Origin of the sequence: Streptomyces sp. NPDC005576 (assembly GCF_042871745.1) — a bacterium.
GTDB lineage: Bacteria > Actinomycetota > Actinomycetes > Streptomycetales > Streptomycetaceae > Streptomyces.
The window spans coordinates 16,792-39,508 of the sequence record NZ_JBIAJC010000022.1 but is presented as its reverse complement, the minus strand read 5'-3'; the positions used below and the strand labels follow the sequence as shown (position 1 = coordinate 39,508).

The following is a 22,717-nucleotide window of genomic DNA, read 5'->3' as shown; positions in this document are numbered from 1 at the left end:
CTCCAGGCCTTCCGGCGTGGGCCCCCGTGCCGTGTCCCGCGCGGCCGGTCAGCCGTGCGAGACGTCCAGGGCGTAGAACGCGACCTTCGCCCCCTGCGTGGTGCTGTCCGACGCGGACTGGTTGTACGCGCCGGCCTTGAAGTACTGCTGGTACGACTTGAAGGAGTCGGCGATGGGGTAGTGGGTGGTGCTGCCGTCGACCGTGAGGTCGATGGTGTCGCCACCGGAGACCCCGATGGTGTAGCTCCACTTCTCGCCGACCGGGACGTGTCCGATCGTGTGCGTGGTCTGCCCCCCGTCGGGGGAGTTCTCGGTGCCCAGGACGATGTCGCCGCCGGAGCGGTAGTACAGCTCCAGAAGCGGTTTGGTGGACCCGCCCCCTTCACCGAGGTGGATCTGGCCGACGCACACGCTGGACGTCACGGAGACCACGCGCAGGGTCGCGCTCATCCGGTGGGTGCCGGAGAGCGACCAGTTGGCGCTGCCGCCGCCCGGCTCCGTCTCCCGCAACTCCGAACGGGGATAGTTGGAGTTGGGGGTGGTGACACCCTTCTCGGGTGACCAGAAGGTCATGGCGCCATCGGTGTCGGTGAAGAAGTACGGGTCCTCGAAGCCTCCCTGCAGCTGCGAGGACGAGATGGTGGTCGGGGACCCGGAAGAACCGATCGGCTCCTGGAGCTCCCAGCGCGACAGGTCGATCGCGCCGCCGGGTCCGGCGGCGAGGTCCGCGGTGGCCGGGCCGGTGCGGCTGCCGCTGTCCGGGAGGCCGGTCATGGCGGTGGCCGAGGCCGACGGAGCCGGGCTGCCGCCTGTCGCGAGTCCACGGACCGGCTCCTTGGCGGTCCGGGTACCGGGGGTCGTCGTGGTGACGGTGTTGAAGGTCTTGAGGAACTGGTAGTCGCTCTGTTCGGTGCCGCTGCAGGAGTCCGAGAGGCTCCCCGCCTCGGGACAGGCCTTGTCACGTCCCGCGGCCCAGAAGGACAACTGCTGGATCCCCTTCTCCGCGGCGAACTTCGCCAGGAGTTCGGCGTCGGCGGTGGTGAACACCTCGCCGGGAGTGTCGTTCACCCCGATCATCGGCGTGTTGCCCTCCATCGCCCACAGCTCCTCCGGAGTCTTCCCCGTCCAGATCTGGGCCAGCTGCTCATGGAGGCTGGTGGCCGCGTCGACAGCGGTCTGCCCCATGTCGTCCACCGAGGACCCGTAGTCCATCGTCATGATGTTTACCAACGTCACGCGCAGGCCCGCGCTCTCCGCGTCGCGCAGCAGGGCCACGCCGCCGGCCTCCAGCCCCCGCGTTCCGGAGGGCAGCGTGAACTGCACGTCCAGCGGGTGGCCCGCTGCTTCCGACTCCTTCTGCAACGCGGCCAGAGCCTCGTTGCGACGGTGGTTGGCCGCCGTGTCGGCCAGCGCGGCGCCCTCGATGTCGAAGTCGATCCGCGTGAGGTCCAGTGTGTCCACGACCGACCGGTACTCGTCCTGCAGGGCCGTGACGGAGTCGCAGGCCTGCCCCAGCTCCGTACCCGACGCTCCGCCGAACGACGCGATCACGTCGCCGCCGGAGGCACGCAGCGCCTTCACCGCCGACAACCAGCCCTCGTCCGTGACCGGCGTGTTCCCGTTGAAGGTGGCCTTGCAGCCCCCGCCGTCCAGGATGAAGGCCAGTGTCGCGTAACGAAGGCCCGCCTGCCGCGCCTTCTCCAGCTCGGAGGGCGACCCCCACGTCTCCACGTAGGGAGCCGCGTACCGCGAGGGCCAGCCCGTCCCGCCCGACGTCGGTGCCGCGCTGCCCTCCGGCCCACCGGACGGGGACGGGAGCGCGATGGCCTTGCCGTCATCGGTGAGGAACTTCCAGGAGATACCCGTGACGAGGCCCTTCTCCAGAGGAGCGAGTTTCTCGAACGCCGTCTGGCTGAGGTCGAGGTGGCCGGCGTCGCAGGACGGGCACATGTCCTTGACCGGCACCGTGATCGACTTGCCGTTGTACGTCACTTGTACCTCGACGCCGTCGCAGAGCCGGTCCTCATTGGGATTCGCGGACGTCCACCATGTGTGGGAGACGGCGACGAGGTCCTCGGTGGCCGCGTCGACCTGCGTGCCGCAGGCGCCGTACCCCTTGTCGTTGTAGTACGTCATCTGACCCGAGATGGTCTGGGTGCTGAGCGGATCGTCGGCCAGCGCCCATGACACGCTTCCCAAGGTGACGGTCACCAAGGCGACTGCACCGCCCGCCATGATCCGATTACGGATGGACACGCAATCTCCTGATCGCTCTCGTGTGATGCGGATCGGCTTGCGGCCGGGAAGCCCGGGCGACGCTCCGCCCCGTCCGGCGCGCCCCACGGGGTCCCGGTGGTCCAGGACGGACACGGACGCCGCGCTGGGCCGATCATCGGAGAAGCGGAACGGCAGGGCGGCGATGGGCGGGAGCGTCTGCCCCACAAGCCATTCACTCCGCCTCTTCGGCCATTGGTGGCACGGCCGGGTGGTTGAGGACCGGCGCTTCGGCGGGGGAGGCCCCGCTCCCCTCCGCTCCCCGCTCCGGCGGGCTGCCGGGGGAGCGGGCGCCCGGGCGTGCGTCCGGTGGGGTACCCCTGTCGGGCGCCGGACCGCAGCGTTCCACAAGCGTGTCCGGGGCAGGGCCGAAGTCCTCTGGTGCAGGGATCCCCGATCTGCCTCGCCCTGCCCGGAGTAATAAGATGATCATGAATTGGCGCGGTCCGGGCACTGTCGGGCGGCGCCCACTTCCCCTCGAAGCACCCACCCGACACCCGCCCCTCCGGGGCCCGCGGGATCGCGTCCGCCAGGAGCCACCCCCATGCAACCGACCGTCCCGGCCCAGTCGTCCCCCGGTGAAGCGCGCGACCCCTACGAGGCGCACCTCCGCGCCTGTCGGCAGTGCGCGGCGGACACGACGCCGTGCGCTGCGGCGAAACACCTGCGACGCGCCTACAACAACGCCCTGCGCGCCTCGCGCGCCGACTCGACCGCCGACACCCCGCCCTCGCCCGTGCCCGTGCGGCGAGCCGTGGGGAGTCCGCAGGTACCGCCCCGCGTACCGCCGCTGACCCCGCCGGTCCGACCGCCGGCCGACCGGCCGTAACGCCTCCGTCGGGCCGATCTCACCGAGCGGTGGGTGCTCCCAGCGCGACGTTCGTCCGGCGTGAAGTGGCTTGTCCGACAGTGCACTGCTTCTGCTTGATCGTGCATGGGCAAGCAGGTTGGGCGAAAACGCCTCCGGAGAGCTGTGAAGATCGGAGTCGAGAGAAGGAAAGCGCGCTCTCCGAGGCATGGTCCGTCCTTGACAGGACGGACCCCTCCCCGATCGGCAATGGTGCGGATGCCGGGCCGTCTCGCGCTCCTTCCGCGCGGTGTCGCGCCCTCGACAAGGAGTCCCATGCCCGATCACACAGACGAAGTGCGTCCCGTCCCGAGGGTCGTCGTCCTGGCCGACGACCTCCTCACCCGCGACGGGACGGCCGCCTTTCTGGGCGCGGACAACCAGGTCACGTTGGTGACGGATCACCAGATGGAGGATGCCGACATCCTGGTGGTCCTCACGGCAACCGTCAGCGGCAAGACGTTGTCCATGATGAGCCGGGCGGCTCAGGCCACCGGCGGACGGCTGCGCATCGTGCTCGTCGCGGACCACATCACCGAGCAACAGCTGGCACTCGCGGTCAACCACGGTCTGGTGAGCTTCCTGGTGCGGCCGTACACCAGCTTCAGCCAGATCCTCGCTGCGACCGTCGAGGCGCATCGGGGGCGTGCCGTTCTGCCGCCGATCCTGATGAACATGCTGCTGGACCGCATGCGCACCATGCAGAAGGACGAGTGCCCCACCGGACTGCTGCCGGTCGAGCTGTCCCAGCGCGAACTCGACGTACTCCAACTCCTCGCGGAGGGGATGGACACCGTGGAGATCGCCAACAAGCTCAGCTATTCGGAGCGCTTGATCAAGAGCGTCATCCAGGCGGTGATCAAGCGTCTCGATCTGCGCAACCGCACGCATGCCGTCGCCTACGCCATTCGGATGGGCATTCTCTGACCGGCGGTCACCTGTCGAGAAGGGTAGGAGTGGTGTGCGTCCGTGCAGGCCCGCATGGTCGGGCCCGCATCGACCACCCGTCCTCCCTAGGCTGCCGAGAGGCCGTCGGGGCGCGCCGTGTGGACCTCTCGCGCGACCGGTGCCGGTGAGGTGGGTGGAAGCTCCCCGGCCGAGAGACACGGGTGACGCCGCGCCTGCCCCGTCGACACACGGGCCGGGACGGACCCGGCAATGACCGACGGCCCATGGCCGATGACCGACGACCTCACCCGTGGTGAGGACCGGGAGGGCGTGGAGATGAACCACCGCGAGCCGCAGGCCGGCCGTTCCGACGAGTTCGCCGGCGCACCGGGCGGAGAGGCGGTCTGGGAGACCGAACTGCCCTGGCAGCTTCCGCCGGTGGAGGAGCCGACGGTGGGGGACAACCTCCTCGCGGGTCCGGAGGCGTTCCCGCACTCCCTCGCCCCTACCGATCCCGCCGAGGGTTTCCACGCCGCAGGCCCGGAGACGGGGACCTGGACCCCGCACCGCCCCGGCACCCCCCGCGGTGCGGGCGAGGCGGGTGCCCCGGGGGCCGGACGGGACTTCGGTTCCGCCGGTGCCGACACGCCTGGCTCCCCGCTGCGTACGTCCGCGTCCGGGCCGGCCCCCGCCGACGAGGGGGGACGGCGGCGGGACCGCCGCTCAGTACGCGCCGGAAGCACGAGCAGCACCGACCGTCCGAGCGGCACCGACCGTTCGGGCGGCACCGACCGTTCGGACGGCGAGGGCCGTTCGGGTGGCGGGCGTTCGGGCGGAGCCACCCGTGGCCCCGCTTCGCGCGGCCACCTGGCCAAGCCGATCATTGCCGGGGCGGGGCTGCTCAGCGCGCTGCTCTTCCTTGCCCCCCACCTGTTCGGTGACGACGCGCCGCCCCTGCCCGCGGTCCAGGCCGGGGCCGAGGACCGACAGCCGGATGACGGAGCCGGGGCCGCACCGGCCTCCGGTCGTCCGGGCGCGCCGAAGGTGTCGCCGAGCCCGGGCGCGTCGGGAGCGTCACACGGCAGGGCCACCGGCCAGGGTGGACACGACACCATCGTCGAGGTGGCGGCGACCGTGCCCGCGAACGCGACGGCGACCGCGACCGCGCCGTCCCTGGAGCCCGCCTCCCCCTCCCGCCCCACCGCGACGGCCCGCGCGAGCGCGCAGCCGGGCACGGCCCCCAGGACCAGCGCCCCCGCCCAGCAGTGGACGACCACCGTGGTGAACAGCACCAGCGTGCTGGAGGCCGGCCAGTCCTGGTCCACCAACCGGGTCGTGCTCGCCTTCCAGGGCGACGGCAACCTGGTGCTCTACGACAAGCAGGGCACCCCGCTGTGGTGGTCCGGGACGGTCGGCCAGGGCGCCAAGGCCGTGTTCCAGGCGGACGGAAACCTGGCCGTCTACACCCAGGACTCCCGCACCGCCTGGTCCTCGCGGACCCAAGGACACGACGGTGCGTCGCTGGTGCTGAGGGCCGACGGCAACATGGTCGTCCAACAGGGCGGCACGGTGCTGTGGTCCAGCGGCACCGCGATGTGATGTCCTCCCGGCGATCCTCTGCCACCGTGCCCCGGTACCGCACGACTCCGGTCGTCGACGGCCTCCCGCGCGGGTGTACGGGCGCGGGCCGACCGAGTGCCAGGACATGAGCCGAGTGCGGGCGGCAGCCCCCGCCCCCGCCCGAGCGGTGTCCGCCGCGCCCCCGCCCGGGGCGTGGCGGACCCAGGTTCCGGCGACGCCCGGCCCGCCCTCCGGTATCGGTGCGCCCGGGCCCGCCCGTGTGCCCGCAACCGGCCGCCCGTCCGTGCCCGCAAGCGGGTCCGGCCACGGCGGCCCGGTCTTCACCGCACGCCGCGCGGGCACCGCATGGTTGTTGGCCACGGCGGGCCCCGCGGATCCACGTGCCCTGGAATTCACGGCCCGGATCGCACCGGACACCGCTTGCACCGTCCTCGTCGTCGACCTGCCGGACGGAGCGGACGGTGCGATCCTCGACCGGCTCGCCCGGGTCGTCCCGGCCGGGACAGGCGGTCTGCGGCTGGTGTTCGCAAGACCACCGCTCCAGGGTGCGGTGGCCGTCGCCCGGTACCTCGCCGAACACCTGGGCCGGACCGTGATCGCGGCCGAGGGCATCCCCCTGCCGACTCCGGGGGGCGGCCTCCACATAGGTCCCGAGCAGGGCCCGGGATGGGTTCGGTGCGTACCGGGGGCGCCCGAGGTGCCCGATTCACGGGCTTTCCCCAAGCCCGAGTGGGAGCCGGTCGTGCCCCCGGGCCCACGGTCGCTCGGGCGGAGCGTGGTGGAACCCGTCCCGGCAGGTGTCTGGCTGCGGCCGGCGGGGGAGTACCCCGACCTGGACCTGCACCGGACGCGCCTCACCAGTGGGATCGCGGTCTCCGCGGATCTGCTGACCGTGGCGGTCGGAACCCCGGCGGGTCCGGCCCCGTCGGTGGCGGACATCGCCCGGTTCTGGCAGAGCCTCCCCCCGGCTTCGCGGTCGGCGGTGCGCTTCCTCTGCTACGGCCCCGCACGGCTGAGCGGCGGGCGCCACCTGGGCGACGTCCTCGCCCAGGCCGTCGGCGAGCCCGTACGGTTCCACGGTGGCATGGTCCAGGGTTCCGGAGACGACGACGTGCTGCTGGTGGGAGCCGACGGCAGTCCGGGCCGTCCGTTGTGGGCGCACGAGTTCGTCCACGTACCGCCGGCCGAGTTCCCCGGTCCGCCGCCCGTGCCGTACGCGGCGGTGCACCGGTGGCCCTTGGACGGTCTTCCGGAGATCCGGCCCGGCGTTCACCGCCTCGCCGAGGACGTCCTCGTGGAAGTGGTCCGCAGCGGCCTCTGGATCCGTCCGTCGCCGGCCCCCGTACACGCCCCGCAGGTGCGGGACGCCGACCCCGACCCCGAGCGGGAACGTGTGCTCTGCGACGCCGGCTCGGCAGAGGAGCTGCCCCGGCTCCAGCGGCTCGCACGGGAGCTGGTGCGCTCCTTCTCCCCTGAACTGCGGGACCGCGTACGCCTCGGGGTCTGCCGCCCCACGCCCCCGGCCCGGCGGGTCGACCGACCGGGGGCGTGGCCGCCGGCCGCCACCGGGGCGGCGGGGCAGCTTGGCGTGGAGTCCCGCGCCGCCCGACTGCTCGGCGCACACCCGGAACTGGCCGACGGGGAACCCGACCCGGCCGCCGCGTTGGCGGCGGTACTCCGCCGTCTGGCGGGACACGGCGTACCGGACGGCCCCGGAACGCACGCGGACGGTCGTACCGCCCCGCACCCCCCTCCCGATCCCGGACTGCTCGACCGCGGACTGCGGATGCTCCCGGTCCACCGTGGTCCTACCGGCCTGCGGGCCACCCTGGACGAGCGGACGCGCCGGTGGTACGAAGGCCGGGCAGCGGTGACCGACCCGGACGCCTGCGAGGCATCGACGCTGGGGCCCGCCGACGTTCCGGGCAACACCGATGTCCTCATCTGGTCCGTGAACGGCCGCCGCACCGGGCTGCTGGATCCCGACGGTCCGGACCGGGTGCTCTTCCTGCCCGGCACCCGGTTCCGGGTAGTGGGACACGACACCACCCCGGGACTCCTCATGATGCGGGAGACGGTTCCGGGCGAGCCGGCCGCCGACGACGATCTCGACAGGGCGGCGGCGCGCGACCTCCGCGCCTGGCAGGAATGGCTGTCCCGCCCGCGCACCTGAGCGGACCGGGCCCCGAACCGCCGGGGCCGGACGGCCCGCGGCGCGGTGGAGGCGCCGCGATCCCGCCGGAGGCAGCCGTGCCTCGTGTCATCCGAGCCGCGTACCGGCCCCGGCACGGGCCGGTGTGCGAGCCCGGCCGTTCACGCCGTCCCGGTCGCCCGGAACCTCCGGCATCGGCGGAACCGCGAACGGGTCCCCCACCGGGCCGCGCACCATGCCGCTCACCTCGTCCTGACGCCAGATCCGCAGCGCCGCATCGAGGTCGCGCAGAGCCGGCGCACCGGTGCGGCCGGTACCGCAGAACCCCGTCGGCGGAAGCTCGCCCAGCATGACCACCGCCCGCTCGCCCGGCCGCACGCGGACGTCGAGGACGTCGAACCGTGTCCCCGGTGGGAACAGCACCCGGTCCGGCACCTCGGGCTCCAGCAGGGCGGTGCGGCGGCCGGTGGCCGAGCTGATGAGGACGTCCGTGTTGCCCGGCCGTCCGGGCGTGCCGGTGAGGGAGGCCGCACACACGCTGTTCGCGGTGGCCACGCGTTCCTCCCGGTACCGGCGGAGCGCCGAGGGGGCGAGGTCCACCCGGAGCGCCACCACCCCGTCGTAGAAGGGAAGCAGGGAGAGAGCGGCCAGCGCCGAGGGTTCGACCTCGTGCGGGGCGGCCGAGCTCCCTGCCCCGCCCACGCTCCCGGCGACGGTGAGCCGGAGCCGCACCGCGGTGAGTCCGGCCAGGACGGTCTCCCGGGGCAGCAGGCCGCCGATCCCCGGTTCCTGCCACAGCGCCCGCGCGACGAGGGCGGTGTCCCGGCGCGAAACCGGGCGCGCGGGCATCGGCCCGGCCGTTACGGGCGCGGCCGCCTCCGGCCGTATCGCGCCGACCGCCGCGGTTTCCGCACCCTCCGCGATCCGCCACGGTCGGGCGCCGCTTCGCACCCGGACGGGCGGAGCACCCCCCGTCGGCAGACGGCGCAGGACGTCGTCGGCGATCCGCCGCAGCCTGGGCAGCGCCTCGGGGACGCCGTCGTCGCACAGGACCAGCTCGTGGTGCGGATGGGCGGGGGCCTGGCGTACCTCGTCGGCGTGCGGGGGCTCGGTGGACGGCCGGATCCACAGCCCCCAGGGCAGTACTTCGAGCACCGTGCCCGACCCGCCGTGGTGCAGGCCCTGACGGAGCATGGGCAGGTGGTCCAGGGGCCAGCGGTGGTCGGTCGCGAGCGGGGGGTGCGAGGGCCCCAGCGTTTCCGGGGGCAGGTGGAGGAACTCGCGCGCGAGGACGGGGCGTCCCGGTGTTCCCTCCGCCGTGAGGAGCAGGACCTGGTCCGCCGAGGGCCGGCCGACGAGCGGATCGCCGGTGGGGAAGCCATTGGTGACGTGCACGGGTTCGCCGGTCAGGGCGGCGAGCACCCCTGCCGGCGGCGGAGCGCCGAGGGGCTGCGCAGGGCCGTAGAACACCAGGCGCGGCGCGGCTGCGGTGCTCTCGGGCGACCCCCGCAGCCCGCGCAGGAAGTGGGCCAGGTCCGCCGCAGCGGGCATCGGCGAGCCCGGGGTACCGACCACGACGGTGGGCGCGTCGCTCCGGCACCGCAGCCTGGACGCCAGCAGGCCGCGGTGCCGGTGCTGGGAGGCGTCCTCGAGGACCGGGCGCACCCACACCCCGGCGCCCACCGGCTCCGCGACGGCGGCCGGGCCCACCGGCCGGGGCCGTCCCGGCACGTTCCCGTCCCAGCCGGGGCGCGGGAACCGGCGGGAAACGTAGTGGACCTGTCCCTCCGGTGTGCACAGCACCCATCCCCGGCCCCGGTCCGCGCCGATGAAGAGCACTCCCCCCGCGGACGGTCGCACGAGGCCGTCGGGCACGACGACGTGCTGCCCCAGCCGTCGGGCCAGCCGGATTCCTGCCGGGGTGGCGCCCCGCGCCGGCGCCCGGCCGAACACCACCCGCAGACCGCGGGGTCCGACCGGCACCGCACGGGCCACCGCCTCCTCGACCGCCTCCGGCGGCACGTTGTCCGGAAGGTCCACCACCACCAGGGCGTACTCGGGGTCGGCGGCGAGACCGGCGGCGAACAGCAGGGAGCGGCGATCAGGGACGGCTGTCGGGTGGACCAGCCAGGCGTGGTTGACCCGCCGGACCCCGAGTCCCTCCGCACGCGGTGCGGAGGGCGTGGGTGCGGTGGCGGGGGATGCGGCGACGGGGGTTACGGCCGACGACGCCTGACGGGCTTTCGACGGCAGCCATGGGCGTTTCCTGGCGGCCCCGCCACCGTCAGCGCTCCGAGACGTCAAGTGCGGTTCCTCGGGAGCGCGCGGTTGGCCCGGCGACACCGTGCGGCGCGTGCGCGACCTCCGGGACCGCCGTCGACGACGGGGCCGGAGCCGAGAGGCGCGGACGGACCGTCCGGGCCGTCTGACTGCGTTTCATCCGCGGTATCTCCGTGGTCGTGCCTGAGCGGTGTCCGGCGTCCTGCGGACACCGCACCGGACGGGGGCGTGGTGTCCGGGGCGGTACCCGCAGGAGTCCGGAGCGGCCTCGCACTACCGACGCGGGCCCCTCGGGCGACGTAAGGCGCCGACTGCCGTGCAGGCGTCGCGCCTTCAGCCGGGCCGGCCGGGCACGACCGAGACTCCGCGTACCGCGCCGACCCCTGTCGCCGCTCGGTGGTGTCCGGGCCGATAGTAGGCGAGAACGAGTGGGAACGACCCTCTCGGAGCTTCCGGGGAAGGGGTTGTGCCCGTCCGTGCGGACTCTCTCCGCCCGGCTTGCCACCGCCTCGCGCACCTGCCCGTGCGATCACTGTGCCCCCGGTGCTTCCCCGCGCACCGGGAGTCGGGGCAGCCCCCGTGTCCGACCAGGCACGACGCCGCGCAGACGCTGGATCGTCCGAGCTCTCCTTCCTAGGTTCTCCCCGTCGGAGGGCCGCCGCCGAGTCGCACCGGGCCGCGCGAGCAGCGTCGGAGCGGAGGGTGGGTTCCACGACCGCGATCGACCGCTCCCACCGGACGCCTGATGTCCGGCGAGTGCCGGCAGGGGCACTGGGTGCCCCGCGGTGCGAGTCCGACCCCGTGTATCTCCCCGTACGCGGGGGCGATCGCACCGCGAGGCACCTCAGCGGGCGAGCTCGCCGACGGGCCGGGCGCGGCACCAGCGGTCGTCGGCCCTCCGGCACACGTGACGGCGCGAGCGTGGATGCGGCGCCCGGCGCCCTCCGCGCGTTCCCGCACGACAGCGCTGCGGCTGACATCCAACGCAGGAGCGGTAGGGGCACCGCCGCCGTCCCCGGGCCCCCTCCTGCGCCCGTCGCCGCCGAGCGGGGACCGCCTACCCGTACCCCTGAGCCGGGTCCGGCCATTCCCGCCAGGGCCCGGGCGTCGCGAGGCACCGCACCTCGCGGCGTCATACCGCCCGAGTGCATCTGTTTTCCCGGGCGGCCCGGCCCCGGGCACGGTCGCGGCTGCCCGGGGAACCGGTACGTGGGCGTCGGGTCCGGCGGCGGGCCGGGACGCGCGCCGTGGCACCCGTCCATCCGGGCCCCCGGGTACCGGGTGATCGGGTCACGGGGCCCGCCCGGTCGCGGACGGCCGGGTGGGCCCACCGGGCAGACCCGATGGCGCTGGGCGTAACCCCGCGTTCGCCTCTGGGTCACAGGGGCAGGGGGTGTGTCCCAGCGTGCAGGCCGAACCCGTTGAGCTGTCACCGTCTCAGAGGTGCGGGCAGGATGAATCGTGCGGAGCGAAAGCTCCGTCAATCCTACCCATTCATACGGAGGGCCCGAAATGTTCGCAAGTTCGGGAATTGAGGCGTGCAGCCTCGAAAGTGCCCATGAGCCCGGCGGGATCCACCTGTCGGCTCTGGAGAGCCACCGAGCGACATTCACGCGCATGCAGTCGCTGGCTGCGGAGGCGGGGGCCGGTTGGGTGGGAGAGGCGGGCGCCGACTTCAAGGCCGCGATGGACGCGTGGCTCGGTAACTACTTGGTCGTGGGCGGCGTGCTCGACCAGATGCGCGAGCACGTCGTGGCCCACCGTGCGGCCTCGGTGGGCACGCAGGCGGCCGCCACGGTCGCCCGGCAGGGCGGAACGGCCGTGGCGGACTCCGCCGGGCTCGCCGGCGCCTGAGAGCTGTCCGGCGGATCAAGGTCGGACCCCACCTCGATGGCTGCCGCGCGCCTTTGAGGGATCACGGGACTACCCGCACCACCACGACCGGCGACGCCCGCACCGCGACGAGCGATGTCGAGCGCGTGCGACCGCCCGGCGGTCGGCGGGCCCGGTGGCGGACGTACGGGGGCGGGGGGCGGCCACGCGGCAGACGTGTGGGCCGAACATCACGACGGGGCAGGGCTTGCCGGAGGTTCCCGGGCAGTGTCCGGCGGATCGGGCCGCACGGTGTTCCCGGGCGTGGTCCGCCAAGCTCCCGCAAGCGACTTCTGTCGGCTTCGCGTCAACGGTCGGCGGGACAGGACCGCATGTCACGCGCACTCACCTGAACCGGAGGAAGAACATGCCGACTTACATGATCAACTGGGGCGCCGTCAATGAGGTGCTCGACCGACTGGCGGTCGTTCAGACGGAGATCAAGGCACTGGGCGAGCAATTCGCATCGGACCACACCGTGGCGGTCAGCGGGTGGGACAGCTCCGTCAAAGAGCTCTTCGACGCGAACAAGGACCAGTGGAACCAAGCCACCGCGAACATGCGGTGCTTCGCCGCACAGGCGCAGAGAGTTGTCTCGTCCTACCGCGACGACTACGTCACCGCCGTGTCCCACGGTACCCCGCTGTGGAACAAGTGACCTGATCCGCCGACCGGTCAGCGGCCCGCGACCGGCCGGGGGCAGGTCACAGCCGTCGGGTGACGGGGTGACTGGGTGACGGGCAAGCCGCAGAAGGCCGGGGAGACAGAGGGGGGCGCGCACCGCGGTCGCCGGTCGGGGCGACCGGAACGCGTGGGCGGGCAGCGTCCCCCGGCGGAGGGGCAGAGTTCGGCCGGAGCCGTGAGGGCTGACGTTCGGTGCCTGTGGAATGTCCGGGCAGGCGGCGGACAGGCTGTGCCGCGCAGCCGGTGGTGACGGAGTCCCTGGAGCCTACGTTCCGGGCACGCGCCGACCGGCCCCTCGGTCCGTCCCCGCCGCGATCTCATTCCTCCGAAGTTCAGGAGCACCAGGTGCTTTCGCCTTTCCTCAGACGCTCCCGCAGCGTCGCCGCCGTCCTCGGCCTCTCCGCCGTACTGCCCCTGTGCGGTGCGGTGTCCGCGCAGGCGCGGGACGCGCACGCGTGCGACCGCATCGGCATCGAGTACACCGCGGACCGCGGGCAGCACTGGCTCAGCGGTGGGTCCATCGCCCAGGAGGCCCCCGCGACCAGGATCGACGTACGCCTCAAGGGGCAGCCGGCGGAAGGATGCCAGTACGCCATCTCTCTCGCCTCGTACAGCACCGAGGGGCCGGACTGGAAGAGCTCGGGGACCCAGGAGTTCCTGGGCTGGGACACCACGGTCCTCACGAGGGACCTGGCCCGGACGGCGCTGGAGGTGACCGTTTTCGCGCGCGAGTGCTTCGGGCAGATCGACCTTTACAGCGGCGACCGCAAGTACGACGGCAAGGACGCCCCCGTGCCGCACTACCCGGACTCCCAGATAGGTGACCACCTCATCGCGCACTGGAACGGAGGCACCGCCTGCGCCCCCACGCCCCCCACCGACACCCCTCCTCCGGTCCCCACGACGACCACCCCGGCCACACCCCCGCCCGCGGCGACCACACCCCCGCCCGCCGGCACGCCGACTCCGAGCGAGACCCCCGGCACCGTCCCCCCGGCGCCCACCCCGAGTGAGACCCCCGCCGGTGGCACGCCGTCCCCGTCCGCCTCCACGACCCCTCCCGCGGCCACCACCCCGGACGAGCCGCCCACCAGCTCGACCGTCCCCGGCACGCTGGCGGAGACCGGCAGCGACAGCACCACCACCCTGGTCACTGCCCTCGCGGCGACCGTACTGGTGGCGATCGGCGTCGGGCTGTTCGTGTTCACCCGTCGGCGCCGTCAGAGCATCGCCAACTGACCACCTCACGCGAGGAGTCGTGACGACATGACCGCAAGAGCCCAACGGTGTAGTGCCGTTGGGCCCTTGTCTTTCGATCCGGCGCTCCCCCCCGTCGTCCGGCGCGTCCAGTGGCGCGGAACCGGGCTCGCTCCGGTGCGCGTTTGTGGCAGCGCGTCACCGGCGACATGTCACAGGCGGCTTCCACCGGGCGAGCCGGGCACGTTCAAAGGGTCACTTGTTCTTCTTGCACGGAGCACACGCGGCGGCCCCGCCGGTGGGCCGAGTCCCTCGGCCCTCACCGGCTGCCGCCTTCTTGACCTGCCCGGGCGCGAGGTGGCTGGCACCCGGGCCAGGGCCGCCCCGCGTTGCCGCCGCTGGAGAAGTCGTCGCAGTCCCAGTCGCTGCCGTCCCTGCAGTCGCCGCCGCTGCCGTCGGCGTATCGGAGGCGCGGTCCCCGCGTCCGGACTGCTCCGCTTCTGTCCCCGAACCGTCCCGGTCCGCGCGTTCGGCGGGGCCCCCGCCAGGGGGACGGGGAGCGGAGGGCGGTGCGGGTGCCGCGTCCGCCTTCCGCGGCTCGGCCCCTTCGGACGACTTCGACGTCCCGGTCGACGCGACGGCGTTCCCGGCCGGGCTCCGCCCGGCCTCCTGCGGGCCGGAGTTACCGGTGACGGTGAACGCTGTCGCCACGACGGCAGCCATCACGACACCCGCTCCGGCCGTCACCAGCCGCCCGCGCCGCACGGTGCGCCGGAGACCGGTGGGTGAGCCCGGTTGCCTCGGCGCACTCCCGAGCGTCGGCGCGTGCGCGGCGGGCGCCGACGACACGACCCCGACGGGCGCTCCGTCGGCCAGTGCCGACAGTGCGCGGGCGCACGTCCGGGCCGTGGGGCGTTCCTCCTCGTCCGGGGACGTCATGTCCCGCAGCAGCAGGAGCAAGGGTTCCGGCAGCCAGGCGGGGAAGACGGGAGGGCGCAGTACCCGGGCGATCGCCGCCTCGATGGGGGCTCCGTCGTACTCCACCCGGCCCGTGAGGCATTCCAGGAGCACCAGCCCGAGGGCGTACACATCGCCGGCCCTGCCCACGGGACGGCCCAGGACGTGCTCGGGAGCAAGGTAGGAAGCAGTGCCGACGATGGGCGCGCGATCGCTGCGGGCGGAGGCATCCGGAAGGCCGGAGATGCCGAAGTCGACCAGACAGGGCCGTTGCGTGGCATCCAGCAGGATGTTGGACGGCTTGACGTCGCGGTGGACTATGCCCGCTTCGTGCACGTGCGCCAGCGCCTCGGCAACGCCGGCGCCGATCGCGGCGGTTGCCGCCGGGGACAGGGGACCCCTGGCGACGCGGTCCCGCAGCGTCTCGCCCTCGACCAGCCGCATGACCAGGAAGGCGCGGTCGTCGTGCCGACCGGTGTCGTACGCGGTGACGAGCCCCGGATGGTGGAGTCGGGCCAGTATCGACGCTTCCTCGTGCAGGTTCTCCTCTGCGTCGACGGCGGTATCGGGCCGGAAGATCTTGATCGCCACAGGTCGTCGCAACCGCAGGTCGAACCCCCGGTGGACGTACGCGGTGGCGCCCGAACCCAGCAGCTCCTCCACCCGGTAGCGTCCGCCCAGGACCTCGGCGGAGCATTCGGGGGGCGTGGCCCGAACGGAGTCCTCGAGCGGAAACAGGTCCTGATGAAGTGTCATTCCCTCTCCCCTGCGTCGCAGCCCCGGCCAGGAGCGCGTCGCCGCCGACCCGCCCCGAACGCGCGTACCCGCGAAAGACCCGAGTACCCCGCACTCCGCCGGACCGTAACCTCCGGGGTCCAGGCGTCCACGTGCGTCGGCGCGTTGACGGGGGAAGCCGAGCGCGGCATCGTGCGCGCCCGACCGGATCGACGAAGCCGTCGCCCCGTGGCAGCACGGCGGCCTTCCCCCGACAGCTGACGGGGCTGCACCGGGCCGGGCGGCGGGGTCAGCCGCCCACCACCGCGGTCGTCGTGAAACGGTCGCCGCAGACGAGGGGTTGTGCGGTCCGCAGGGTGAGCGCCCGGGTGGAGCCCGGCGGATAGACCTTGAGGTAATCGGGCCGGCCCCAGCACGGCGAGTCGGAGATGCCCTGGTTGGTGGTGTGCAGGGTGACCTCTGCCGTTCTGCCCGGGCCGAGCGCCGTACTCGTTCCGGCGGTTCCCTCGTGCGTGGCCGGCACCCCGATCGCACTGCCGTCGCGCCGGATCAACGAGACACCCGGGTAGCCCTTCAGGGTGCACGCCTTCGCGGACGTGTTGGTGAACGTGAGCCGGTAGTAGACCTGGCCCGCGCCGGAGTCGGCGGGGGAGAGGCTCAGGGTCAGCGCCTCGGCGGCGCACCGCTGCACGGCGCTCGCCGCACCGGCTCCGGACGTGGCGGAAGGCTCGGCGGGATCGGACGGAGTGGAGGGGGAGGGGCCGGTGGCCGATGCCGAGGGGCTGCCCGCCGAGGGTTCGACGGACGTGCCGGGCGCCTCGGGTGTGGCTCCGCCTGCCATGGAGCTGCTCGCACCGGCCGGATCGGTCGAGGTGGAGCCGCCGCCACAACCGGCCACGGCGAGAGTGATCGAAGCGGCCAGGACCGGGACGAGGCCGAACCTGCGGAATCCGCCGTGCCGCGGGGCCCGCGCGCGGGACCTCGGGGCGGCCGAGTGGACGGTTGGAGGTACGGGGGTGTGCGAGGAAGAGTCCATGTCTCCCGCCTGCTCGGTCCTGCGCCGTCCGAACCTTCCGTCGTGGCTTCCGTGGGGGAACAGCACCGGAATCGGGACCGGACCGGGAAGTGCCCGTACGGATCGGGGCCGGTACGAGTCCGACGAGCGCGCGCCCGGAATCTCCGAATCGCGGGGCGCCCCTGGTGCTGGGACCATGGACCGGTCGGAACAGCAGCCTCCCGACCATCCCGATACTGCTGGAGGTGGCCATGTCATCGAAGCGTCGGCGGAAGAAGCAGGCCCGTCGCAAGCACGCGGCGAACCACCGCAAGAAGCCACAGACCTGAGGGGCCGTTCTTCGTCCCTCGCGCGCACGGTGTAGGCCGTGTGGGCCGGCGCACCGGGCGATGCCGTGACGACCCGCTGATACGCCTCCTCGTGGCCGCGGGTGGCCGCGGGTGGCAGCGGGTGGCGGCGGCACTCCCGACTCGCCCGGCCTGCCGGACCCTGCTCCGGCCCCGTCACTTACGTGGCGGGGCCGGAGCCGCTTCGGCGCCGCCGCGTGGGTGCGTCACGGGCCGCTCGTCCGGTTGGTCGTCTCCGGACGGTCGGCGTCCATCAGCACACTGCCCGTACCCACCAGGCTCAGGACCGCGAAGAGCAGCCAGACGTCGGTGGCGGAGCCTACGGCGAGGGGGGCGGTCATCACGGCGGCCAGCAGGAGGCAGGCGGTGATCAGAAGAGGGCGACGGCGTACCCGGTCGGCCAGGGTGCCGATGAGCGGGCCGGCCATCGCCGGGACCCACGCGCAGAAGGTGACGAGGGCCGCGAGAGCGTCGGAGCCGGTGAGTTCACCCAGATTCCGGCGGCCAGGAACATGGCGGAGTCGCCGAACCCGGAGACGAGGACCCCCGCCAGACAGACGCGTGCGTTGCGGTGCTTCAGCACCCCGGCCGGACCCCAGGCCATGGCCATCCCTTCGGCGATCCCGTGATCGGAGGGGCACCCTACCCCCCACCGTGCGAAGGGCGGGAAAGCGCCGACCGCCCCCTCAGCCGACCAGCCGCAACGAGGTCGGGGAGATGCCGAGCCGCACCGACTGGCCCCAGGTCAGTTCCAGCGCGTCGGACTCCATTCCGTCGCCGAACACCACCATCCGGTCCGACTCCACGGTCAGCCGCAGTCCCTGACCCCGCCCCAGCTCACCGGCGACCAGGGAGGTCCCCGTCACGGGCGACGGCCAGGCCTCGCGTACGAACCAGAGCAGACGGGGGTCCGAAGGGGCGGGCAGCCGCAGGGCGCTGCCGCGCTCCTGCCAGAGGGATCGGAGCCAGCCGGTGGCGCCCGTACCGGTGCCGACCAGCACGCCCGAGGATGCCTGCGCCTCACCGGCACCGGAGGCACGGGGAACGGAACCGCCGACGCCGGCACCCGAGGCACCGGGACGTGAGACACCGGAGGCGCCGGGAACGGGAGCGCCGGAGCTTCCCGGCCCCCCGCGCGCGGGGCCGGCGCCTGGCGCGTCCGGCCCGATCCGGTAGCGGGCGGTCTGGTGTCCCGGGGGGCCGAGGTAGATCTCGTTGAGGGCCACCAGCCGCTCGCCGTCGTCCGCGACCGCCTCCACCATCGTCAACTCGTCCACCCGGCGACCGGCCGCGGTTGCGGTCGTCGCGCGGAGCAGGGCCCCGGCGTCCGCGACGCGGTGGCGCACGAGGACGCCGGGATTGCGCCCCGGTTCGGTGTCGATGCCGATCACGGGCTGGCCCGAGAGGTACTTCGCCACGTTGGCGACGAGCCCGTCCTGCCCGGCCACGATCACCACGTCCTCCGGCGCGAAGAGGAAGCGGTCCAGGTCCGCGCGTTCCACCCGGGAGCGCCGCCAGGTGAGCGGCACGGCGGACGCCACGTCGGCCAGGGCCCGCTGCGTCCGGTGGTGCCGTTGAGCCACCTCGTCCAGGGAACGCCCGCGGGTGGAGAGGAAGAAGGCGGCCTGGCCGTGCGTACCGTGCCGGGCGAGCAGCTCCTCGTACTCCGTGGTCCGGTGGACGAGGACGGCACGGGGGGCGAGGCTCACGCCGGGGTCCCGCCGCCGGGGCGGCCGAGGCGGGAGAGCAGCCCGGTCAGTACGTCGGGGGAGAGGGTGAGGCTGTCGATGTGCGGCAGGTTCTCCGCCAGTCTGGTCGCCGCGAGGGCGTGCAGGGTGGCCGCGTCGACCTCCGCGTGGACGCGCAGCCAGGCCGCCTGGGCGTCGGCGCGGGCCGCGCCCGTCTCCCGTACGGCCTCCGCTTCGGCCCTGGCCAGCCGCACCGAGCGGGACGCCTCGGCGCCGGCCCGGACGTCGTCGGCCGCCGCCTTCTCCTCGGCCTCGCGCCGGGCGTTGGTGCCGCGCTGGTCGACCAGCTGCTCCTCCCGGCGGGCCAGTTCGATCTGGCTGGCGAGCTCGTTCTCGGCGATGGCGCGTTCCCGCTCGACCGCCACCGCGCGGCGTTCGTAGGTGGCCCGGTCGGCCTCCTGCTGGATCTGCTCACGGGCGGGGGTGCGCAGGGCGCGCTCCACCTCCGCCTCGGGGCGGATGGCCACGACCCGCGTCGCCACCACGTCGATCCCCGTCGCGGGCAGCCGGGGTTCGGCCGCGAGTCCGGCCGACACGCGCTCGCGCACCAGGGCCACGCCGTCCACCAGAGCGGTGGCCAGGGGGGTGCGGGCGAGGGCGTCCAGGGTGTGCTGCTGCGCGGTCTCGGTCAGCAGGGTCGCGATCTGTTCGAGCGGGGAGCCGCGCCACACCCCGGTGTCCGGGTCCACGGAGAAGTCCAGACGGGCCGCTGCCAGCGCGGGGTCGCTGACCCGGTACGTGACGGTGGCCTGCACGGTCACGTCCTGGAAGTCCGCGGTACGGGCGTGGAACGCCATCGCCAGCTCCCGGTCGTCCACCGGCACCTCGGAGAGCGCGGCGCTCAGCGAGCGGTACCAGAAGCTCAGCCCGGGCCCGTCATGGGCGAGTGTGCCGCGCTTGTGGTGACGGATGTGTGCGGTGGGTGCGGAGCGCAGATGGCGCCAGCCGAAGCGCCGTGTGATGTCGGCCATGGGAACGGCCCCTTCCGTTTCTCGTCAGGATGACGACAAGTAGGACGATAGGGCCTGTCAGGGGATATCGTCAAGAGGACGACAAGGGGAGGGCAAGGGGGTGCGGATGGATGGGTCGGAGGGAGAGTCGGAGGGGAGCCCCGGAGCTCTCCGGGCACACGAACGGCCGGCGGCTTCGGTGGAAGTCGCCGGCCGTCGGAGTGCGCCGCCCCCGTCCCCACGGTGCGACGCGAGCGGGCCGTTCCCTCCGCTGGGATGGACGGCCCACGTTCTGTCAGGACTCGGTCGGTGATGTCTCCAGACCGAGGCCGGGAAGAATGACTCTCTCGGTGAAACGCGCGAGGTACTCCTCGTCGGCGTGCAGGCTGTCGAGGAGCGGCCGTACGCGGACCAGGCCGAACAACTGGGCCGCGACGTACTCGGCGGTCGCGCAGTCGGGGGCGATCTCCCCGCGTTCGCGGCCCCTGCGGACCATCGCTTCGATCGCCGCGATCTCCGGCATCACCAGCGACTCACGCATCGCGCAGAGCAGCTCGGGACTTTGCAGGGCGGCGTGGCTCAGGGCGTGCACCAGGGTCGTGTCGAGGCCGGAACGGGCGCCGATCGCCCGTGCCGCCGCCAGCAGGTCCCCGGCCAGGGTTCCGGTGTCGATGTGGGCGAGCGATCCGCGCCGGGTGCTGTGGAGCGCGGCGACGACCAGCTCGGGCTTCGATCCCCACTGCCGGTAGAGGGTCGACTTGCCGCAGCGGGTCCGCGCGGCGACGCCCTCCATGGTGAGGGATTCGTACCCGCTCTCGCGGAGCAGCTCCAGCACCGCCGCGTACAGCTCCTGGACCCGCTCCGGGGTGATCTTCGAGCGGGGCGACCGGGGAGAGGGCGCCGCGGTCTCCGGCGCCCCGGCGTCCGGGGGTGCCGGGATTTCCTGAGTTCCCTGCGCGGAGTCCCGGGTCGGCACGGTTCGTTCCTCCTGGGGCTCGGCGGTAAAGCGCTTCGATACGCCAGTGTACCGATACGTTTGCGTATCGGTACACTGGCGTATCGATTGGGTGTGGACTGGACCATGCCCGGTGTATCTCCGCAACCGTCAGTTAGGGGCACGGGTGATGTACGCCCGCAGAACGCCTGGGGGACGGGAGTCGGACGCCTCGGCCCGCCCGCCCCTCGTCCGCGAGTTCCTGCTCGTCGTCGGGCTCTTCCTCGTCTACAAGCTCGGCCGCCAAGCGGCCAACGGTCACGTCGACGAGGCTTTCCACAACGCCGGACACGTCTGGAACTTCGAACGCGCGCTCGGCCTGCCCGGAGAGGGAGACGTCCAGGGAGTCCTGCTGTACAGCGAGACCCTGATCCACCTGGCGAACACCTACTACGCGTGGGTCCACTTCCCGGCCACCGTGCTCTTCCTGATCTGGCTGTACTGGCGGCACCCCCACCACTACGTCTGGTCCCGCCGAATACTCGCGGCGCTCACCGGCGCCGCCCTCGCGCTCCACCTGCTCTTCCCGCTGGCCCCGCCGCGCATGCTGGCCGCCGCGGGACTCGTCGACACCGGCCAGGTGTACGGACCCACGGTCTACGGCGCCACGCCCACCACCGACACCATGGCCAACCAGTTCGCCGCCATGCCCTCGCTCCACTTCGGCTGGGCCCTCATGGTGGCGATCGGACTCGTCGCCGCCGGCCGCTCCCGATGGCGCTGGCTCTGGTCGGCGCACCCCCTCGCCACCCTGCTGGTGATCGTCGGCACCGCCAACCACTACTGGCTCGACGCCCTCGTCGTCACGGCCCTCCTCGCGCTCGCGCTGGCCGCGATCCCGCTGTACCGGCCCTCCCGGGCGGTACGCCTCCGAGGTACGTGGCCCTCCGTGACCCCGGCCGGATTCGCTCCCGCCGCAGGCCACCCGCCCTACGACCCCGGCATGCCCGCCCCGGCCGGCCCCCGGGCCTACGCCGGCAGCTCGTCCGCCCAGCAGCGGACCCTCGTCGCACCGGGAGCCGGACGGTGAACGCCACGCTCGTCGCCATCCTCTTCTGCCTCGTCTCCGCCGTGGCCTACGCCGCCGCGGCCGTGGCTCAGTCCCGCCTCGCCGGACGCACCGAACCCGGCGCCGGTGGTCTCCGGCTGCTCGGGCGCGGCGCCTGGTGGGCGTCGGTCGGGCTCAACGCCACCGGGGCTCTGCTGCACGTCGCCGCCCTGAGGTACGGACCGCTCACCCTGGTCCAGCCGCTCGGTGCGCTGACCCTGGTGGCGGCCGTACCGCTCGGCGCCCGTACCGCCGGCCGGAAGGTCAGCGGCACCGAGTGGCGGGGCACGGTCCTGACCCTCGTCGGGCTGGCCGCACTGCTGACGGCGGCGGGCGGCGCCGCGCCGCACGAGACCCTCGGCCTCGCCGAAGCCCTCGGCGTCGGGGCGGTCACCCTGGCCGTGGTGTCCGCCCTCGGCCGCCCCGGAGCCCGCCCCGGACTGCGGCACGCCGCAGCCTCCGGGATCACCTCCGGTGTCGCCTCCGCGCTGACCCAGACCCTGACGGTCGCCCTCACCCACCATGCCTCGGGCGCCCTGTTCACCCCGCGCACCGTGGTGGTGACCCTGCTGGTCGCTGCCTTCTCGATGGGCGGGCTGCTGTTCTCCCAGACCGCGTACCGCGACGGTCTCGGCGCGCCGCTCGCCGTACTGACCCTCGCCAACCCGGTGGCCGCCGCCGCGATCGGGATGGTCCTGCTCGGCGAGCGCCTCCAGGGCGGCCCCCTCAGCCTGATCCCGGCGGTCGCGGGCGTCGTCCTCTCGGCGTACGGAGTGATCCTGCTCAGCAGGGCGCAGTCCAGGACCGCTGCCGGGGAGCCGGTGGCGCCGGCAGCGCCACCCAGGCCGTCGGCGCTCCCGGAAGCGCACGGTCCGGCACACCCCCTGCCCGCGTCCTCCCCTGCGTCCGCACCCGTGCCCGCGCCCGTCGCCGTGCCGGGGCGCCACCCGGCCTCTGCGGTGCCGGCAGCCTCGGGCATCCGCCGCAAAGCCGGGGTACGGCGGCGCACGGTCATCGGGAGTCCCAGAGTCCGGGAGCGCCCGGCGGCCGACAGCCCCGAACCCGCTGCCGCGGCCGGTAGCTGACCGGACACCGGGAACGCGTCCCTCCGGGCCCGGCGTCCTGCGGGTCACGGGCTCTGCGGACGC

The 22,717-nt window shown here is 73.5% G+C and carries 17 protein-coding genes and 1 pseudogene; 9 read left to right on the top strand and 9 right to left on the bottom strand.

Annotation, left to right across the window (positions count from 1 at the left end):
• Positions 1-48: 48 nt before the first annotated feature.
• Both ACFYPN_RS30565 and ACFYPN_RS30560 read right to left on the bottom strand, forming a co-directional pair.
• Positions 49-774, bottom strand: coding sequence for a polysaccharide lyase family 7 protein (locus ACFYPN_RS30565; RefSeq protein ID WP_389302780.1), 726 nt, complete (start codon positions 772-774; stop codon positions 49-51).
• Positions 775-1,878: 1,104 nt separating this feature from the next.
• Positions 1,879-2,235 (bottom strand): annotated as a pseudogene (locus ACFYPN_RS30560) (cysteine/serine endopeptidase inhibitor); the annotation flags it as partial.
• Between the two features lie 583 nt (positions 2,236-2,818).
• Between ACFYPN_RS30560 and ACFYPN_RS30555 the strand changes: the two are divergent.
• The 4 genes from ACFYPN_RS30555 to ACFYPN_RS30540 all read left to right on the top strand — a co-directional run bounded on the left by ACFYPN_RS30555 (position 2,819) and on the right by ACFYPN_RS30540 (position 7,763).
• The gene (locus tag ACFYPN_RS30555) at positions 2,819-3,103 is read left to right on the top strand and encodes a hypothetical protein (protein WP_358762324.1); all 285 of its coding nucleotides are present in this window, start codon (positions 2,819-2,821) and stop codon (positions 3,101-3,103) included.
• Positions 3,104-3,397: 294 nt separating this feature from the next.
• Positions 3,398-4,048, top strand: a complete 651-nt coding sequence (locus tag ACFYPN_RS30550) for a response regulator transcription factor (RefSeq protein WP_358762326.1) — start codon at positions 3,398-3,400, stop codon at positions 4,046-4,048.
• Positions 4,049-4,279: 231 nt separating this feature from the next.
• Complete coding sequence (locus ACFYPN_RS30545; protein WP_389302737.1) at positions 4,280-5,608, top strand: hypothetical protein; 1,329 nt, start codon at positions 4,280-4,282, stop codon at positions 5,606-5,608.
• A gap of 265 nt (positions 5,609-5,873) precedes the next feature.
• The gene (locus ACFYPN_RS30540; protein WP_389302734.1) at positions 5,874-7,763 is read left to right on the top strand and encodes a hypothetical protein; all 1,890 of its coding nucleotides are present in this window, start codon (positions 5,874-5,876) and stop codon (positions 7,761-7,763) included.
• Positions 7,764-7,850: 87 nt separating this feature from the next.
• Here ACFYPN_RS30540 and ACFYPN_RS30535 read toward each other — a convergent pair whose 3' ends face one another.
• On the bottom strand, positions 7,851-10,046 hold the full coding sequence (locus tag ACFYPN_RS30535; protein ID WP_389302732.1) for a hypothetical protein: 2,196 nt from the start codon (positions 10,044-10,046) through the stop codon (positions 7,851-7,853).
• A gap of 1,593 nt (positions 10,047-11,639) precedes the next feature.
• Here ACFYPN_RS30535 and ACFYPN_RS30530 point away from each other — a divergent pair.
• The 3 genes from ACFYPN_RS30530 to ACFYPN_RS30520 all read left to right on the top strand — a co-directional run bounded on the left by ACFYPN_RS30530 (position 11,640) and on the right by ACFYPN_RS30520 (position 13,817).
• Complete coding sequence (locus ACFYPN_RS30530) at positions 11,640-11,876, top strand: hypothetical protein (protein WP_358760599.1); 237 nt, start codon at positions 11,640-11,642, stop codon at positions 11,874-11,876.
• 385 nt (positions 11,877-12,261) lie between these two features.
• Positions 12,262-12,552 carry a hypothetical protein gene (locus ACFYPN_RS30525; protein ID WP_358760598.1) on the top strand — a complete coding sequence of 97 codons (291 nt, stop codon included), beginning with the start codon at positions 12,262-12,264 and terminating at the stop codon, positions 12,550-12,552.
• 371 nt (positions 12,553-12,923) lie between these two features.
• Complete coding sequence (locus ACFYPN_RS30520) at positions 12,924-13,817, top strand: LAETG motif-containing sortase-dependent surface protein (RefSeq protein ID WP_389302730.1); 894 nt, start codon at positions 12,924-12,926, stop codon at positions 13,815-13,817.
• Positions 13,818-14,030: 213 nt separating this feature from the next.
• Here ACFYPN_RS30520 and ACFYPN_RS30515 read toward each other — a convergent pair whose 3' ends face one another.
• The 6 genes from ACFYPN_RS30515 to ACFYPN_RS30490 all read right to left on the bottom strand — a co-directional run bounded on the left by ACFYPN_RS30515 (position 14,031) and on the right by ACFYPN_RS30490 (position 20,467).
• Complete coding sequence (locus ACFYPN_RS30515; protein WP_389302727.1) at positions 14,031-15,488, bottom strand: serine/threonine-protein kinase; 1,458 nt, start codon at positions 15,486-15,488, stop codon at positions 14,031-14,033.
• A 268-nt stretch (positions 15,489-15,756) separates the two neighbouring features.
• Positions 15,757-16,503, bottom strand: a complete 747-nt coding sequence (locus ACFYPN_RS30510; protein WP_358760595.1) for a DUF4232 domain-containing protein — start codon at positions 16,501-16,503, stop codon at positions 15,757-15,759.
• A gap of 532 nt (positions 16,504-17,035) precedes the next feature.
• Entirely contained in the window at positions 17,036-17,257 is a 222-nt protein-coding gene (locus ACFYPN_RS30505) for a hypothetical protein (RefSeq protein WP_389302724.1), read from the bottom strand.
• 258 nt (positions 17,258-17,515) lie between these two features.
• On the bottom strand, positions 17,516-18,538 hold the full coding sequence (locus tag ACFYPN_RS30500) for a hypothetical protein (RefSeq protein ID WP_358760593.1): 1,023 nt from the start codon (positions 18,536-18,538) through the stop codon (positions 17,516-17,518).
• Positions 18,535-19,548: an SPFH domain-containing protein gene (locus ACFYPN_RS30495; protein ID WP_358760592.1), complete on the bottom strand. Its 1,014-nt coding sequence runs from the start codon at positions 19,546-19,548 to the stop codon at positions 18,535-18,537. The genes ACFYPN_RS30500 and ACFYPN_RS30495 overlap by 4 nt, the downstream gene beginning before the upstream one ends.
• 274 nt (positions 19,549-19,822) lie before the next feature.
• Positions 19,823-20,467, bottom strand: coding sequence for a TetR/AcrR family transcriptional regulator (locus ACFYPN_RS30490; protein WP_389302777.1), 645 nt, complete (start codon positions 20,465-20,467; stop codon positions 19,823-19,825).
• 184 nt (positions 20,468-20,651) lie between these two features.
• Between ACFYPN_RS30490 and ACFYPN_RS30485 the strand changes: the two genes are divergently transcribed.
• Positions 20,652-21,551 (top strand): phosphatase PAP2 family protein, encoded by a 900-nt coding sequence (locus ACFYPN_RS30485; protein ID WP_389302721.1) that lies wholly within the window; start codon positions 20,652-20,654, stop codon positions 21,549-21,551.
• On the top strand, positions 21,548-22,654 hold the full coding sequence (locus tag ACFYPN_RS30480) for a DMT family transporter (RefSeq protein WP_358760590.1): 1,107 nt from the start codon (positions 21,548-21,550) through the stop codon (positions 22,652-22,654). Before ACFYPN_RS30485 ends, ACFYPN_RS30480 begins: the two co-directional genes overlap by 4 nt.
• Positions 22,655-22,717: the final 63 nt, after the last annotated feature.